Source organism: Streptomyces spirodelae (assembly GCF_017676385.1).
GTDB lineage: Bacteria > Actinomycetota > Actinomycetes > Streptomycetales > Streptomycetaceae > Streptomyces > Streptomyces spirodelae.
The window spans coordinates 220447-234340 of sequence record NZ_JAFFZN010000006.1; the positions used below are offsets into that span (position 1 = coordinate 220447).

The window sequence follows — 13894 nt, forward strand, 5'->3', positions numbered from 1 at the left end:
GAGGCGGTTACGGGTGACGGCGTGGCAGCAGCGAACTCATCATCCCGCCCGGCGGACTCACCGCTCCGCAGCCTGATCCCTGCACGTATCGACCGGATGCCCTGGTCCGGCTTCCACACGAAGATGATCGCGGCGCTGGGCTGTGCGTGGATCCTGGACGGCCTGGAGATCACGGTCGCCAGCTCGGTCACCTCGGTCCTCACCCGCTCGGAGACTCTGGGGCTCTCCTCCAGCGAAGCCGGGCTGATCGCGACCGTCTACCTGGTCGGCCAGGTGACGGGTGCGCTCTTCTTCGGGCGGATGGCCGACCGCTTCGGACGCCGGAAGCTCTTCCTGCTCACGTTCGGCGTCTATCTGTTCGGCAGCGGGCTGACCGCGCTCACCTACGGCCAGGGGCCGGGCTGGGACATGTACCTGTACCTGACCCGCTTCATCGCCGGAACGGGCATCGGCGGCGAGTACGCGGCCATCAACTCGGCCATCCAGGAGATGATGCCGGCGCGCTTCAGGGGCCGGGTCGACCTGCTGGTCAACGGCACCTACTGGGCGGGGGCCATGGTCGGCACCATCGCCGAGCTGATGATCCTCTCCACCTTCGACGACTCGGTCGCCTGGCGGATCGGCTTCCTGCTCGGCCCGGTGCTGGGCTTCTCCGTGCTGTTCGTACGCCGCCATCTGCCGGAGAGCCCACGCTGGCTGATCATGAACGGGCGGGAGGCCGAGGCCGAGGCCGCCATCGAGCGGATCGAGTCGGCGGTGCGCAGCCACGGCAAGAAGCTGCCGGCGGTGGACGAGCGGGACGCCATCGAGATCAGCGAGTCGGAGCACGCCACCTACGTCACGCTGCTGCGGGTGCTCTTCAAGGAGTACCCCAAGCGGGCCGTGCTGGCCTCGACGCTGATGATCACGCAGTCGTTCCTGTACAACGCGATCTTCTTCACGTACACCCTGGTGCTGACGAAATTCTACGGAGTCTCCGACAAGGACGCGCCGATGTATCTGCTGGCGTTCGCCGCGGGGAACCTGGCGGGACCGATTGTCCTGGGGCCGCTGTTCGACATCGTGGGCCGCCGCTGGATGATCGCGGGGACCTATCTCTTCTCCGGGTGCGCGCTGGCGGTGACCGCGACGCTTTTCGTGGCCGATGTGCTGACCGCCACCACGCAGACCCTGGCCTGGTGCGTCATCTTCTTCTTCGCCTCGGCAGGGGCCTCTTCCGGCTATCTGACGGCGGGCGAGATCTTCCCGCTGGAGGTGCGGGGCAAGGCCATCGCGCTCTTCTTCGCCATCGGCCAGGCCGCGGGAGCCACCGGGCCCTACTTCTACGGCTGGCTCATCGGCGACGGGACCGAGCGGGGCAGGCTCTACATCGGCTTTCTGATGGGCGCCGTCATCATGGTCGTCGGCGGGCTGGCGGAGACCTTCCTGGGGGTGGACGCCGAGCGCAAGTCGCTGGAGTCGGTCGCCAGGCCACTCTCGATGGTGCGGACCTCCGTCGGTGCGGCAGGCCGCCGTACGGTCAACAAGCTCAAGAAGCCGGGCGACAAGCCGGACCCGCCCGGCGACAAACCCGACTCGCCCGGCGACGAGCCGGACCCGCCCGGCGACGAGCCGCATGCCGGCACCCCCGCGGTCTGAGGGCGGGGGTGCCCGGGGGCGGGGTCCCGGTGCGGTGGGGGCCGGGCGCGGTGGGACCCCGCTCAGGAGTAGGTGTAGAAGCCGGCTCCCGCTTTGCGGCCCAGGCGGCCCGCGTCGACCATGCGCTGGAGGAGCGGGGGAGCGGCGTACAGCGGCTCCTTGAACTCGGAGTACATCGAGTCGGCGACCGAGGCGACGGTGTCGAGGCCGATGAGGTCGGTGAGCTTGAGGGGGCCCATGGGATGGGCGCAGCCGAGCTCCATGCCGTTGTCGATGTCCTCGCGGCTGGCGATGCCCGACTCGAACATCCGGATGGCTGAGAGCAGATACGGGATCAGCAGCGCGTTGACCACGAAACCGGAGCGGTCCTGCGCGCGGATGGTGTGCTTGCCCAGCACCTGGCCGACCACGGCCTCGGCCCGCTTGACGGTCTCCTCGCCGGTGGTAAGCGCCGGGATGAGCTCGACCAACTGCTGGACCGGCGCCGGGTTGAAGAAGTGGATGCCGATGACCTGGTCGGGGCGCGAGGTCGCGACGGCGAGCTTCACCAGCGGGATCGAGGAGGTGTTCGAGGCCAGGATGGCGTCGGCACGGGTCACCACCTGGTCGAGCACCTGGAAGATTTCCGTCTTGACCTGCTCATTCTCGATCACGGCCTCGATGACCAGGTCGCGGTCGGCGAAGTCGCCCAGGTCGGTGGTGAAGGAGAGCCGCTCCAGCGCGTCGTCGCACTCCTGCTGAGTGATCTTGCCGCGGTCGGCTGCCTTGCCGAGCGAGTTGACCAGCCGGGTGCGGCCGAGCTCCAGGGCCTCACCGGTGGTCTCCGCGACCATCACCTCCAGGCCGGACCGCGCGCACACCTCCGCGATACCCGCACCCATCTGGCCACAGCCCACCACTCCGACGCGTTCCACGCCGGCTACAGACTCCGTCACCTCGTGCCTTTCGCTGAATTTCACGGTCCTCGGCAGGATCGCCCGCCTCCACGAGGGCGCCGGGACGCACCGCCTCGCCGCCCGACGTTACCTGTGCGACGGCGGGGTAGGGCGGCCGGGGGCGAAAGGTCACCTATGTCTGAACCGGCCGGTCGTCCGCCCCTGGCGGATACGCCGGCGGCGCCCGCACCTGGTGCGGGCGCCGCGGAGGAGGGGGGCCGCAGGGCCCTCCCGGTGGGTCAGCGCTTGTCCTCGTGCGGTTCCCGGCGGCCCTGCACGACGGAGTCGGGGCCGGGGGAGACCACGGCCTCGTGGCCGTCGTCGAAGCGCACGCGGTACGGGGGCTCGCCCTTGGTGCCCATGACCTCGACGATCTCCGCCGTACGGTCGTGCTGCCCCACGGTCCTTCCGTGCATCAGCAGTTGGTCGCCTCTGTTCGCTCGCATGACACATGCCCTCCAGTTCCCGGTGGTCAGGCGCGGCTGCGCTGTACGACCACGATGCACACCAGCACGGCGAGCGCCGCCGCCGGCGCGGCGGGAGAAAGGCGCTCACCGACTAGGAGCACCGCCCACACCAGCGTAAGCAGCGGCTGCCCGAGTTGCACCTGGCTGGTTCGAGCCACTCCGGCGAGCCCCATCGCGCGGTACCAGAAGAACATCCCCACGAACTGCGAGCAGACCGCGCCCCACACCAGCCCGGGCACGGAGTGTGCGGTCAGTGTCACCGGTTCGTGTGCCAGTGCGAGGGCGGCGCCGACCAGGGCGACCGGCAGACAGCACACCACCGCCCACCCGATCACCTCCAGCGCGGGCAGCTCCCGTGCCAGCCTGCCGCCCTCGGCGTACCCGGCGGCGCAGATCAGCAGCGCCCCGCACAGGTACAGGTCGCCGACGCCGGGGGCACCACCGCTCTGGTGGAGCGCGAACGCGACCACCACGGCGGCGCCCGCCACCGCCGCCACCCAGAACAGCGGCGCGGGCCGGGACCCGGTGCGGACCGACGAGTAGAGGGCCGTCGTCAGCGGGAGCAGGCCCACTACCACCGCCGCGTGCGAGGTGGTGGAGGTCTGCAGGGCGAGGGTGGTCAGCAGCGGGAATCCGATCACGACGCCGGAGGCGGCGAGCGCGAGCCCTCCCCAGTGCCGCCGCGCCGGAAGCGGTACCCGGCGCACCAGGAGCACTCCGCCGGCGACGAGCCCCGCGATCACGGCCCGCAGCGACGTCGCCGACCAGGGGCCGAACCCCTCCAGCGCCCAACTGGTCGCGGGGAAGGTCAGCGAGAAGAGGACGACTCCGAGCACGGCGAACACGACCCCGGTGCGGGAGCTTCGCGGGACCTTGCTCAGCCCCTGCCCCTGCCTGTCCGCTGCGGACCGCGGGTGACTTGTGGCTGAGCGTGCAGTTCCCCGGGCCCCTGGCGGGGCGGATATCCGCGCCCCCGTGGCCGGCGCTGCTATCCAAGTGGAGAGAGTAGCGCTATCATTGATTCTCATGTCTGAGCGTAGCAGCGTTGCTGAGCTGGCCGCTTCCTTGCGAAGTGAGCTGGACCGCTACTCTCCAGGGGAGAAGCTGCCGTCCAGTCGGGCGCTGGTCGAGCGGTTCAGGGCCAGCCCGGTCACCGTTTCGCGGGCACTGGCCGTGCTGGCCGCCGAGGGCCTGGTGGTCACCCGGCCCGGAGTCGGCGCGTTCCGTGCCGAGCCGCGTCCGGCACCGGGCGCGCTCCAGCAGCCCGGCGACGTCTCGTGGCAGGAGGTGACGCTGAGCGCCGAGACCTCCGCCGACCAGGTGCCCCGCAGCGTCGACGCGAGCGGCCTGACCACCACGCTCGAGACCCCGCCCGGCGTGCTCGACCTGGGCGGCGGCTATCTGCCGCCCGGACTCCAGCCGGAGAAGGCCCTCGCCGACGCGCTCGCCCGCGCGGGGCGCCGGCCCGGCGCGTGGCGGCGGCCGCCCCTGGAAGGGGTGGAGGAGCTGCGCGGCTGGTTCGCGCGGGAGATCGGCGGACGGTCCGGCACCGTCGCCGCCGAGGACGTGCTGGTCACCGCGGGCGGACAGGCGGCGCTCACCACCGCGCTGCGCGCCCTCGCGGCCCCGGGCGCCGCCGTACTCGTGGAGTCCCCGACCTACCCGGGCATACTCGCCGCCGCACGGGCCTCGGGACTGCGCCCCGTGCCGGTGCCCGTGGACGCCCACGGCGTACGCCCCGAGCTGCTGGCGGACGCGTTCCGGGCCAGCGGCGCACGCGTGTTCGTCTGCCAGCCGCTGTTCCAGAACCCCACAGGGGCCGTCCTCGCGCCCGAGCGTCGAGGTGAGGTGGTGCGGGTGGCGCGCGAGTCGGGAGCGTTCGTGATCGAGGACGACTTCGCCCGGCACCTCGCCCACCAGGACGCCGGGCCGCTCCCGCCCGCTCTGCGCGCCGAGGACCCCGACGGCGTCGTCGTCCACGTCCGCTCCTTGTCCAAGGCGACCTCGCCCAGCCTGCGGGTGGGCGCGCTGGCCGCGCGCGGGCCGGTGCTGGAGCGGCTGCGTGCCATTCAGATCGTCGACAGCTTCTTCGTGCCCCGGCCGCTGCAGGAAGCGGCGCTCGAACTGGTCGGCGCTCCCGCCTGGCCGCGGCATCTGCGGACCATCGCAGCCGAGTTGCGTACCCGCCGCGCGCTCATGGCCGGCGCGCTCGCCGCCGAGCTGCCCGCGCTCGGCCTCGACCACCTACCCCGCGGCGGCTACCACCTGTGGCTGCGGCTCCCCGACGGGACGGACGAGCACGCACTCATGGCCGCGGCACTGCGCGCAGGGGTCGCCGTCGCGCCGGGCCGCTCCTACTTCGCCGCCGAGTCCCCGGCCCCCTACCTGCGGCTGGCGTTCGGCCCCGCGGCGGCCGAGGGGGACATCGTGGAGGGGGTACGACGCCTCCGTACGGCTTGCGCGTACACGCTGCCCGGCGGATGAGGCGGCGCCGCCCGAGCGGCCCGGGCACCCGTCCCTTCCCGGCCCGGAACCCGGCGCCGGCCCGGGCGGCTGAGACCCTTCCGCCCCAACTCGCGGAAAACTGCCGGGTGTCCGCCTCTCGAACACCTGGCGCCACGGCTCTACCCTCACCGCATGCACGTGCGTATGACGCTGCTCGCCGCCGGCCGCAGCTCCCCCGTGGCGGACGTGCGCTTCGACGACGACCGGTCCCTGGACGCCACCGGATGGGAGGAGGTCGTCCGAAGAGCCCCCTCGCTCTCCTACCTCGCCGCGGCGGAACTGCGCTACTGCTCGCCGTCGCCCCGCTGCCGGGAGACCGGCGCCGTGCTCGGCCTCACCCCGCTCGCCCAGCCGGCGCTGCTCGACTGGGACATGGGCCGCTGGCGCGGCGCCACCCTCGCCGAGGTGACGGCGCGCGAGCCGGAGGCGGTCCAGCAGTGGTGCACCGATCCGCGCTCGGCCCCGCACGGCGGCGAGTCCCTGCTGTCCTTCATCCGCCGGATCGGCGGCTGGCTGGACACCCGTCCGACGGCGGCGGGGGAGTGGGCAGTCGCCGTCACCGAACCGTCCGTGTTACGGGCGGCGCTGTGCTACGTCCTCAAGGCCCCGCCGCACACCTACTGGCACATCGAGACGCGGCCCCTCGCCACCCTCACCCTGACCGGCCGCACGGGAGAGTGGCGGCTAGGTCTGCTGTGACCGGGAGTGGGCGGCCCGGTGGAGGACCTGCAGCAGCTCGAAGCGTTCGGCCTCCGGGGTGCGCCGGCCGTCGGCCATCGCGCGGGCGAGCCGGGAGAAGGGCTCAGGCCCCTCGCCGGGAGCGCCCTCCTCGCGGGCCAGCAGATCCCCCAGCGCCCGCCACACCGCGGCGCGGCGCTCGGCCGCCTCGCCGCTTTCCGGACCGCTGTCCGCCGCGGCCCGGGACGCGAGGTCGGCCCGCAGTCCGCTGCGGCCCTCGGGCGGACCGCAGCCGTCCAGGACGGCCAGCGCCAGAGTGCACAGCGCGTCGTCGGCCAAGCCGTTGTGCCGCGCGGCCAGCTCCGCGCCGTAGCGCTCCATCTCCGGCACGGCGCCGGGTCCCAGCCCTGCGAGGAAGGAGCGGAAGGGCTCCTCCGCCGTCAGGGACGAGCCCCCCAGGCCCAGCTCGTCGAGCAGTTCCATACCTTCAGCGCCTTCGGTCACGGTGACAAGTATGGACGCGGGGACCGACAGTGCGGGCCCGCGCCCGAGCTGCCGTCGGCCCGGTCCGCTCAGCGGTTGACGTAGGCCAGGGCGCTCTCGTCGTAGCGGGCACCGGCGATCTCGTCGCGGGGCGCCGCCGCCTCGATGGCGGCCAGCTCCTCGGCGGTGAGGGAGATCGAGAGGGCTGCCACGTTCTCCTCCAGGTACTTCTGGCGCCGCGTGCCGGGGATCGGCACGACGTTGTCGCCCCGGTGCTGGACCCACGCCAGGGCGAGCTGTCCCGCCGTGACGCCGCGCCGCTCGGCCAGTTCGTTCAGGCGCTCGACGATGGCCAGGTTGCGGTCGAAGTTGTCCCCCGCGAACCGCGGCATGCTACGCCGGGCGTCACCCTCCTCCAGCGTCTCGACCGAGGAGTAGCGCCCCGTCAGGAAGCCGCGCCCCAGCGGGGAGAAGGGCACGACGCCGACGCCCAGCTCGCGGCAGACCGGCGCCACCTCGTCCTCCAGGTCGCGGGTCCACAGCGACCACTCGCTCTGCAGCGCGCTGATCGGGTGCACCGCGTGCGCCCGCCGGATGGTCTCCGCGCTCGCCTCGGACAGCCCCAGGTGGCGCACCTTGCCCTCGGCCACCAGCTCTGCCATCGCGCCGACCGTCTCCTCGATGGGCACCTCGGGGTCGACGCGGTGCTGGTAGTACAGGTCGATGTGGTCGGTGCCCAGCCGTCGCAGCGACGCCTCGCATGCCTGGCGTACGTACGCGGCGTCGCCCCGGATGACGGTGGGCTCGCCCAGCTTGTTGGCGAAGCCGAACTTGGTCGCCAGCACCACCTCGTCGCGGCGACCGGCCATCGCCCGGCCGATCAGCTCCTCGTTGGACCCGGAGCCGTAGAAGTCGGCGGTGTCCAGGAGGTTGACGCCCAGGTCGAGTGCCCGGTGGAGGGTGGCGATGGAGGTCTCGTCGTCGGAGGAGCCGTAGCCGTGGCTCATCCCCATGCAGCCGAGACCCTGCGCGGAGACGGTGAGCTGTCCCAGACGGCGGGTGGGAAGGGCGGTCATACTGATACCTCCTGATGCGGGGGCGCCGGGCGGTTGTTCTCGTGACCGGGCGCCGGTTGCTGCGATCTGGTCGCTGACGCTAGGTGTTGGAGCGCGCTCCAACGCAAACCCCGTTCCGCCCTCCCGTCCCGCCCGCCGTCTCACCCCTCCCGGGGCTCCCGCTCCCACACCAGCGCGGCCGAGACGGGGTGGTTCCGGAACCTCTCCCACTTCGGCTTGCGCTCCAGCCACCGCTCGTCGATGACTCCCTCCCGCATCTCCGCGAGTCGCCATCCGGCACCCAGCCCGGCCGTCACATGGTCGCTGAGCAGGTGTACGTGGGTGCTGATGGCGACGTGCTCACCCGAGGAGTCGGTGAAGTGGGTGGGCATGCCGGAGGCCATGATGAAGTGCGGGTGGAAGGCGATGACCACGCAGTGGGCGCCCGGTGCTGCCAGCCGCCACGCCTCCTGGTAGAAGGGCCGCAGATCCGGCAGGTGCTCGTCGATGAGCGAGGAGATCACCAGGTCGTAGGTGCCCGACGCCAGCTCGGTGGCGCGCACATCGCCCTCCAGGAGCCGGTCGTGGACGCCCTTGGCGCGGGCCCGGTGCAGCATGCCGGGCGTGAGGTCCACCCCGTCGAGCGTCCCGGTGAGCCCCTGCCGCCGCAGCCAGGTACCCGTCCGCCCGGTGCCGCACCCCAGGTCGGCCGCGCGCCGCACACCGCTCCAGCGAGGCACGGTCAGTTCGTCCAGCAGCGCGAGGTCCATCACGTCCTCGACGGTGTCCTCGTATGTCTCGACCCACTGGCCGTACCCGGTGGCGACGTCCACGGTGCGGTAACCGCGGGTGTCGAAGTCGGAGAAATCAAGCATGCGGGCGAGTATCGCGGCCGGTACCACCCGCGTGCGACACCTTTTCCGGCCCTCGGCCCCGGCCCCGGCAGGCACTGACGTGGGCACATCAGCGGATTCTGAGAACGATTGTTCCCGTCGGTCGCGGCGGGGGCCGGTCACATGATTCATTGCATAAAACTGCTGCGATGCGTATAGTCATGCCTTCAAGGAGGAGGTCTCATGGCAGTGCGCACGGCGGTGGCGGGAGCGAGCGGATACGCGGGGGGTGAGGTGCTGCGCCTGCTCGCCGGGCACCCCGGGGTCGAGGTCGGGGCGCTGACCGGCAACAGCAACGCCGGACAGCGGTTCGGGGTGCTCCAGCCGCACCTGGTCCCGTTCGCCGACCGCGTGCTGGAGGAGACCACCGTCGAGGTGCTGCGCGGCCACGACGTCGTCTTCCTCGCCCTCCCGCACGGGCAGTCAGCGGCCGTTGCCGAGCAACTCGGCTCCGCCGACGAGGGGCCGCTCGTCATCGACTGCGGCGCCGACTTCCGGCTGGCCGACGCGGCCGACTGGGAGCGGTTCTACGGCACCCCGCACGCCGGCACCTGGCCCTACGGGCTGCCCGAGCTGCCCGGCGCCCGCGAGGCGCTGCGCGGGGCCAGGCGGATAGCCGTGCCCGGCTGCTTCCCCACGGCCGTCTCGCTCGCGCTGGCGCCCGCCTACGCCGCGGGTCTGGCAGAGCCCGAGGCGGTGATCGTCGCCGCGACCGGTACCTCGGGCGCCGGAAAGGCCCTCAAGCCGCATCTGCTGGGCAGCGAGGTCATGGGCTCGATGAGCCCGTACGGCGTCGGCGGCACGCACCGGCACACCCCGGAGATGGTCCAGAACCTCTCGGCCGCCGCTGGAGAGCGCGTCAGCGTCTCCTTCACCCCGACCCTCGCCCCGATGCCGCGCGGCATCCTCGCCACGTGCAGCGCCAAGGCCCTCCCCGGCGTCGGCGCGGAGCAGCTGAGGGCCGCCTACGAGAAGGCGTACCAGGACGAGCCGTTCGTCACCCTGCTCCCGGAGGGCCAGTGGCCCGCGACGGCCGCCGTGCAGGGCTCCAACTCCGTGCACCTCCAGGTCGCGTACGACCGGGAGGCAGACCGGATCATCGTCGTCAGCGCTGTCGACAACCTCACCAAGGGCACCGCCGGCGGTGCCGTGCAGAGCATGAACATCGCCCTCGGCCTGGACGAGGGACTGGGACTTTCCACGATCGGAGTCGCACCATGAGCGTCACAGCGGCCGGCGGATTCACGGCGACGGGTATCGCCGCCGGAATCAAGGAGAGCGGGGGCCCCGACCTCGCGCTCGTCGTCAACAACGGGCCGCGCCACCAGGCCGCCGGCGTCTTCACCGCAAACCGTGTCAAGGCGGCGCCGGTGCTCTGGTCCGAGCAGGTCCTCAAGGGCGGCAGGGTCTCCGCCGTGGTGCTCAACTCCGGCGGAGCCAACGCCTGCACGGGCGCTCCCGGCTTCCAGGACACCCACGCGACGGCGGAGAAGGCGGCCGAGGCGCTGACCGCCACGACCGGCACCGAGCACAGCGCCGGCGAGGTCGCGGTCGCCTCCACGGGCCTGATCGGGGTGCGGCTGCCGATGGACAAGCTGCTGCCGGGCGTCGAGACGGCAGCCGCGGCGCTGTCCGAGCACGGCGGCGAGAAGGCGGCGCTCGCCATCAAGACCACCGACACCGTGCACAAGACGGCCGTCGTCACCAGCCCCGCGGGCTGGACCGTCGGCGGCATGGCCAAGGGCGCGGGGATGCTGGCGCCGGGCCTGGCCACCATGCTCGTCGTACTGACCACCGACGCCGACCTGACGGCTGACGAGCTCGACACCGCGCTGCGCGCCGCCACCCGCACCACCTTCGACCGCATCGACTCCGACGGCGCGATGTCCACCAACGACATGGTGCTGCTGCTCGCCTCGGGCGCGAGCGGGGTGCGCCCCGAGCAGGCCGAGTTCGCCGAGGCGGTGCACGCGGTCTGCGCGGACCTGGGGCAGCAGCTCATCCGGGACGCCGAGGGCGCCTCGAAGGACATCAGGATCGAGGTCGTGGGCGCGGCCAGCGAGGACGAGGCCGTCACGGTCGGCCGCACCATCGCCCGCAACAACCTGCTCAAGTGCGCCATCCACGGCGAGGACCCCAACTGGGGCCGGGTGCTGGCCGCCATCGGCACCACCGACGCGGTCTTCGAGCCGGACGAGCTGGACGTGGCCATCAACGGCGTCCAGGTCTGCCGCGGCGGCGCTGTCGGCGAGGATCGCGACAAGGTCGACATGCGCTTCCGCGAGGTCCGGATCACCGCCGACCTGCATGCCGGCTCCGCTTCAGCGGTCATCTGGTCCAACGACCTGACGGCCGACTACGTCCACGAGAACAGCGCGTACTCCTCATGAGCATCCGGAAACCGAGCACCGCTCGCAAACACAACGCGCTGCCCAAGGCGCAGATCCTCATCGAGGCGCTGCCCTGGCTGACCCGGCACCACGGCAGGACCGTCGTCATCAAGTTCGGCGGCAACGCCATGGTGGACGAGGAGTTGAAGGCGGCCTTCGCACAGGACGTGGTCTTCCTGCGGCACGCCGGGCTGCGTCCCGTCGTGGTGCACGGCGGTGGCCCGCAGATCAGCAAGCAGCTCGACCGGCTCGGCCTGGAGTCCGAGTTCCGCGCCGGGCTGCGGGTGACCACCCCCGAGACGATGGACGTCGTACGGATGGTGCTGGCCGGCCAGGTGCAGCGCGAACTGGTCAACCTGCTCAACCAGCACGGCCCGCTCGCCGTCGGTATGACCGGCGAGGACGCCCACATCATGGCCGCCACCAAGCACCTGGCCGAGGTCGACGGGGAAGAGGTCGACCTGGGGAGGGTGGGCCGGATCAGCTCCGTCGAGACCGGTGCGATAGAGGCGCTGCTGGACGACGGCCGGATTCCGGTCATCTCCTCCATCGCCCGCAGCGCCGACGATGATCATGTGTACAACGTCAACGCCGATACCGCGGCCGCCGCGCTCGCCGCCTCCCTCGGCGCCGAGACGCTGATGGTCCTCACCGACGTGGAGGGCCTGTACGCGGACTGGCCGAACAGCGACGACGTGATCAGCGAACTGACCGCTGCGGAGCTGGAGAAGCTGCTGCCCGAACTGGCCAGCGGGATGGTTCCCAAGATGGAGGGCTGCCTGCACGCCGTGCGCAACGGGGTGCACACCGCGCGCGTCCTGGACGGCCGGGTGCCGCACTCCATCCTGCTGGAGATCTTCACGGACGAGGGCATCGGCACCATGGTCGTGCCCGACGCCGTCCCCGACCCACGTGACGCACACCAGAGCGCCGCACCGAACGCGGAGGGCCCCGCATGACCACCATCGCGCACGACAACTCCGCCCTCACCGGCCGGTGGCAGGGCGCGCTGATGAACAACTACGGCACCCCGCGCATCCCGCTGACCCACGGCGAGGGCAGCAAGCTGTGGGACGCCGAGGGCAAGCAGTACACCGACTTCGTCGGCGGCATCGCCGTCAACGCGCTGGGCACCGCGCACCCCGCGGTGGTACGCGCCGTCTCCGACCAGGTCGCCACCCTCGGCCATGTCTCCAACCTGTTCATCGCCGAGCCGCCCGTCGCGCTCGCCGAGAAGCTGCTGGAGGTGGCGGGCCGGCCGGGGAGGGTCTACTTCGCCAACTCCGGCGCCGAGGCCGTCGAAGCCGCGGTCAAGATCTCACGGCGCACCGGACGCACCCACATGGTCGCCACCCAGGGCGGTTTCCACGGCCGCACCATGGGCGCCCTCGCCCTGACGGGCCAGCCGGCCAAGCAGGATCCGTTCCGCCCGCTGCCCGGCGACGTCACGCACGTGCCCTACGGCGACGCCGAGGCGTTGCGCGCCGCGGTCACCGAGGAGACGGCGCTGGTGATCGTCGAACCCGTCCAGGGCGAGAACGGCGTGGTCGTACCGCCCGAGGGCTATCTGGCTGCGGCTCGCGAGATCACCGCCGCCACCGGCACGCTGCTGGTCGTGGACGAGATCCAGACCGGCATCGGCCGGACGGGACACTGGTTCGAATGCCAGGCCCAGGGCGTCGAACCGGATCTCATCACGCTGGCCAAGGGGCTGGGCGGCGGACTGCCGTTGGGCGCCACCCTCGCCTTCGGTCCGGCAGCCGAACTGCTGGAGCCGGGCCAGCACGGCTCCACCTTCGGCGGCAACCCGGTGGCCTGCGCGGCCGGCCTCGCGGTACTGGAGACGATCGCGACCGATGGACTGCTCGACCACGTCAAGCGCGTCGGTGCCCGGCTGCGCGAGGGCGTACTGGGCCTCGGCCATCCTGCGGTCGCACAGGTCCGTGGTGCGGGGCTGCTGCTGGGTATCGTGCTCACCGAGCCGGTCGCGCCGCGCGTGCAGCAGGCGGCCCAGGACGCGGGATTCCTGGTGAACGCGGTCGCCCCGGACGTCGTCCGGCTCGCCCCGCCGCTGATCGTCGGCGAGGCGGAGGTGGACGCGCTCGTCGGTGCGCTGCCCGCCGTACTCGACGCGGCAGTGGCAGGGGAACGGGTAGCGGCCGGCCAGGTGGCAGCGGTCGGCGCCGCGTCCGACAGACAGCGATGAGCTGAAGCAGATGAGCCAGAGGGGTACGCGCACGATGACCGAGGAGCAGCACGGGGGACAGGCCGTCCCGCAGACGCGGACGGCCCGGCACCGCCGCATCGTCGACATTCTGAGCAGGCAGCCGGTCCGCTCCCAGAGCCAGCTCGCCAAGCTCCTGGCGGACGACGGGCTCACGGTCACCCAGGCCACCCTCTCCCGGGACCTCGACGAACTGGGCGCCGTCAAGATCCGCAACACGGGGGGCGAGCTGATCTACGCGGTTCCCGCCGAGGGGGGCGATCCCACCCCCCGCGCTCCGCTGGGCGAGTCCGCCACCGAGGCGCGGATGGCGCGGCTCGCCGGTGAACTCCTCATCTCAGCGGAGGCGTCCGCCAACCTCGTCGTGCTGCGCACCCCTCCGGGCGCTGCGCAGTTCCTGGCCTCGGCCATCGACCAGGCCGGGGTGCACGAGATCATCGGCACCATCGCAGGGGACGACACGCTGCTGCTGATCAGCCGGGCCCCGGACGGCGGACAGGCCCTTGCGGACCACCTGCTGGCGTTGGCACAGAAGGAGCGCTGAGGGCTTCGCCCTTGGGGGTGCGGGGGACCCGTTCCGGCGTGGGGCGGGCCCCACGCCGGGTGAGCGGGGTCGCCTGGTGAGC

At 72.1% G+C, this 13894-nt stretch carries 14 protein-coding genes; 8 read left to right on the top strand and 6 right to left on the bottom strand.

All coding sequences use genetic code 11. The features are described 5' to 3' along the window. Window positions 1-21 precede the first annotated feature (21 nt). Window positions 22-1638, top strand: coding sequence for an MFS transporter (locus JW592_RS09700; protein ID WP_307805356.1), 1617 nt, complete (start codon window positions 22-24; stop codon window positions 1636-1638). 62 nt (window positions 1639-1700) lie between these two features. Here JW592_RS09700 and JW592_RS09705 read toward each other — a convergent pair whose 3' ends face one another. The 3 genes from JW592_RS09705 to JW592_RS09715 all read right to left on the bottom strand — a co-directional run bounded on the left by JW592_RS09705 (window position 1701) and on the right by JW592_RS09715 (window position 4068). Further along, window positions 1701-2573 carry a 3-hydroxybutyryl-CoA dehydrogenase gene (locus JW592_RS09705; RefSeq protein ID WP_209264531.1) on the bottom strand — a complete coding sequence of 291 codons (873 nt, stop codon included), beginning with the start codon at window positions 2571-2573 and terminating at the stop codon, window positions 1701-1703. Between the two features lie 239 nt (window positions 2574-2812). Beyond that, window positions 2813-3019, bottom strand: a complete 207-nt coding sequence (locus JW592_RS09710; RefSeq protein WP_209264532.1) for a DUF1918 domain-containing protein — start codon at window positions 3017-3019, stop codon at window positions 2813-2815. Window positions 3020-3045: 26 nt separating this feature from the next. Beyond that, window positions 3046-4068 carry a DMT family transporter gene (locus tag JW592_RS09715; RefSeq protein ID WP_209264533.1) on the bottom strand — a complete coding sequence of 341 codons (1023 nt, stop codon included), beginning with the start codon at window positions 4066-4068 and terminating at the stop codon, window positions 3046-3048. On the opposite strand from JW592_RS09715, the gene JW592_RS09720 reads away from it, so the two are divergent. Further along, window positions 4067-5524 (top strand): aminotransferase-like domain-containing protein, encoded by a 1458-nt coding sequence (locus JW592_RS09720; RefSeq protein ID WP_209264534.1) that lies wholly within the window; start codon window positions 4067-4069, stop codon window positions 5522-5524. The two genes, JW592_RS09715 and JW592_RS09720, sit on opposite strands and share 2 nt — an antisense overlap. Before the next feature lie 153 nt (window positions 5525-5677). Further along, window positions 5678-6244, top strand: coding sequence for a histidine phosphatase family protein (locus tag JW592_RS09725; protein WP_209264535.1), 567 nt, complete (start codon window positions 5678-5680; stop codon window positions 6242-6244). On the opposite strand, the gene JW592_RS09730 is transcribed toward JW592_RS09725, so the two are convergent. The 3 genes from JW592_RS09730 to JW592_RS09740 form a co-directional block, all read right to left on the bottom strand. Next, entirely contained in the window at window positions 6230-6727 is a 498-nt protein-coding gene (locus JW592_RS09730; RefSeq protein ID WP_209264536.1) for a hypothetical protein, read from the bottom strand. The two genes, JW592_RS09725 and JW592_RS09730, sit on opposite strands and share 15 nt — an antisense overlap. A gap of 68 nt (window positions 6728-6795) precedes the next feature. Continuing rightward, on the bottom strand, window positions 6796-7782 hold the full coding sequence (locus tag JW592_RS09735) for an aldo/keto reductase (protein ID WP_209264537.1): 987 nt from the start codon (window positions 7780-7782) through the stop codon (window positions 6796-6798). 140 nt (window positions 7783-7922) lie between these two features. Further along, on the bottom strand, window positions 7923-8636 hold the full coding sequence (locus JW592_RS09740; RefSeq protein ID WP_209264538.1) for a class I SAM-dependent DNA methyltransferase: 714 nt from the start codon (window positions 8634-8636) through the stop codon (window positions 7923-7925). Window positions 8637-8837: 201 nt separating this feature from the next. Between JW592_RS09740 and argC the strand changes: the two genes are divergently transcribed. From argC to JW592_RS09765, 5 genes are read left to right on the top strand one after another with little or no spacing between them, the layout of a single operon-like run. Beyond that, window positions 8838-9875, top strand: a complete 1038-nt coding sequence (argC, locus tag JW592_RS09745; RefSeq protein ID WP_209264539.1) for an N-acetyl-gamma-glutamyl-phosphate reductase — start codon at window positions 8838-8840, stop codon at window positions 9873-9875. After that, a complete protein-coding gene (gene argJ, locus JW592_RS09750) occupies window positions 9872-11044 on the top strand; it encodes a bifunctional glutamate N-acetyltransferase/amino-acid acetyltransferase ArgJ (protein WP_209264540.1) in 1173 nt (390 codons plus the stop codon). Before argC ends, argJ begins: the two co-directional genes overlap by 4 nt. Next, window positions 11041-12003 carry an acetylglutamate kinase gene (gene argB, locus JW592_RS09755; protein WP_209264541.1) on the top strand — a complete coding sequence of 321 codons (963 nt, stop codon included), beginning with the start codon at window positions 11041-11043 and terminating at the stop codon, window positions 12001-12003. The genes argJ and argB overlap by 4 nt, the downstream gene beginning before the upstream one ends. Continuing rightward, a complete protein-coding gene (locus tag JW592_RS09760; protein WP_209264542.1) occupies window positions 12000-13250 on the top strand; it encodes an acetylornithine transaminase in 1251 nt (416 codons plus the stop codon). Before argB ends, JW592_RS09760 begins: the two co-directional genes overlap by 4 nt. A 34-nt stretch (window positions 13251-13284) precedes the next feature. After that, window positions 13285-13812 (top strand): arginine repressor, encoded by a 528-nt coding sequence (locus JW592_RS09765; RefSeq protein ID WP_099886328.1) that lies wholly within the window; start codon window positions 13285-13287, stop codon window positions 13810-13812. The last annotated feature ends 82 nt before the right edge of the window (window positions 13813-13894 follow it).

Coding starts and splice junctions, on each gene's coding strand:
- JW592_RS09710 (WP_209264532.1), bottom strand. CDS start 3,019: ATGCGAGCGAACAGAGGCGACCAACTGCTGATGCACGGAAGGACCGTG.
- JW592_RS09720 (WP_209264534.1), top strand. CDS start 4,067: ATGTCTGAGCGTAGCAGCGTTGCTGAGCTGGCCGCTTCCTTGCGAAGT.
- JW592_RS09715 (WP_209264533.1), bottom strand. CDS start 4,068: ATGAGAATCAATGATAGCGCTACTCTCTCCACTTGGATAGCAGCGCCG.
- JW592_RS09725 (WP_209264535.1), top strand. CDS start 5,678: ATGCACGTGCGTATGACGCTGCTCGCCGCCGGCCGCAGCTCCCCCGTG.
- JW592_RS09735 (WP_209264537.1), bottom strand. CDS start 7,782: ATGACCGCCCTTCCCACCCGCCGTCTGGGACAGCTCACCGTCTCCGCG.
- JW592_RS09740 (WP_209264538.1), bottom strand. CDS start 8,636: ATGCTTGATTTCTCCGACTTCGACACCCGCGGTTACCGCACCGTGGAC.
- argC (WP_209264539.1), top strand. CDS start 8,838: ATGGCAGTGCGCACGGCGGTGGCGGGAGCGAGCGGATACGCGGGGGGT.
- argJ (WP_209264540.1), top strand. CDS start 9,872: ATGAGCGTCACAGCGGCCGGCGGATTCACGGCGACGGGTATCGCCGCC.
- argB (WP_209264541.1), top strand. CDS start 11,041: ATGAGCATCCGGAAACCGAGCACCGCTCGCAAACACAACGCGCTGCCC.
- JW592_RS09760 (WP_209264542.1), top strand. CDS start 12,000: ATGACCACCATCGCGCACGACAACTCCGCCCTCACCGGCCGGTGGCAG.
- JW592_RS09765 (WP_099886328.1), top strand. CDS start 13,285: ATGACCGAGGAGCAGCACGGGGGACAGGCCGTCCCGCAGACGCGGACG.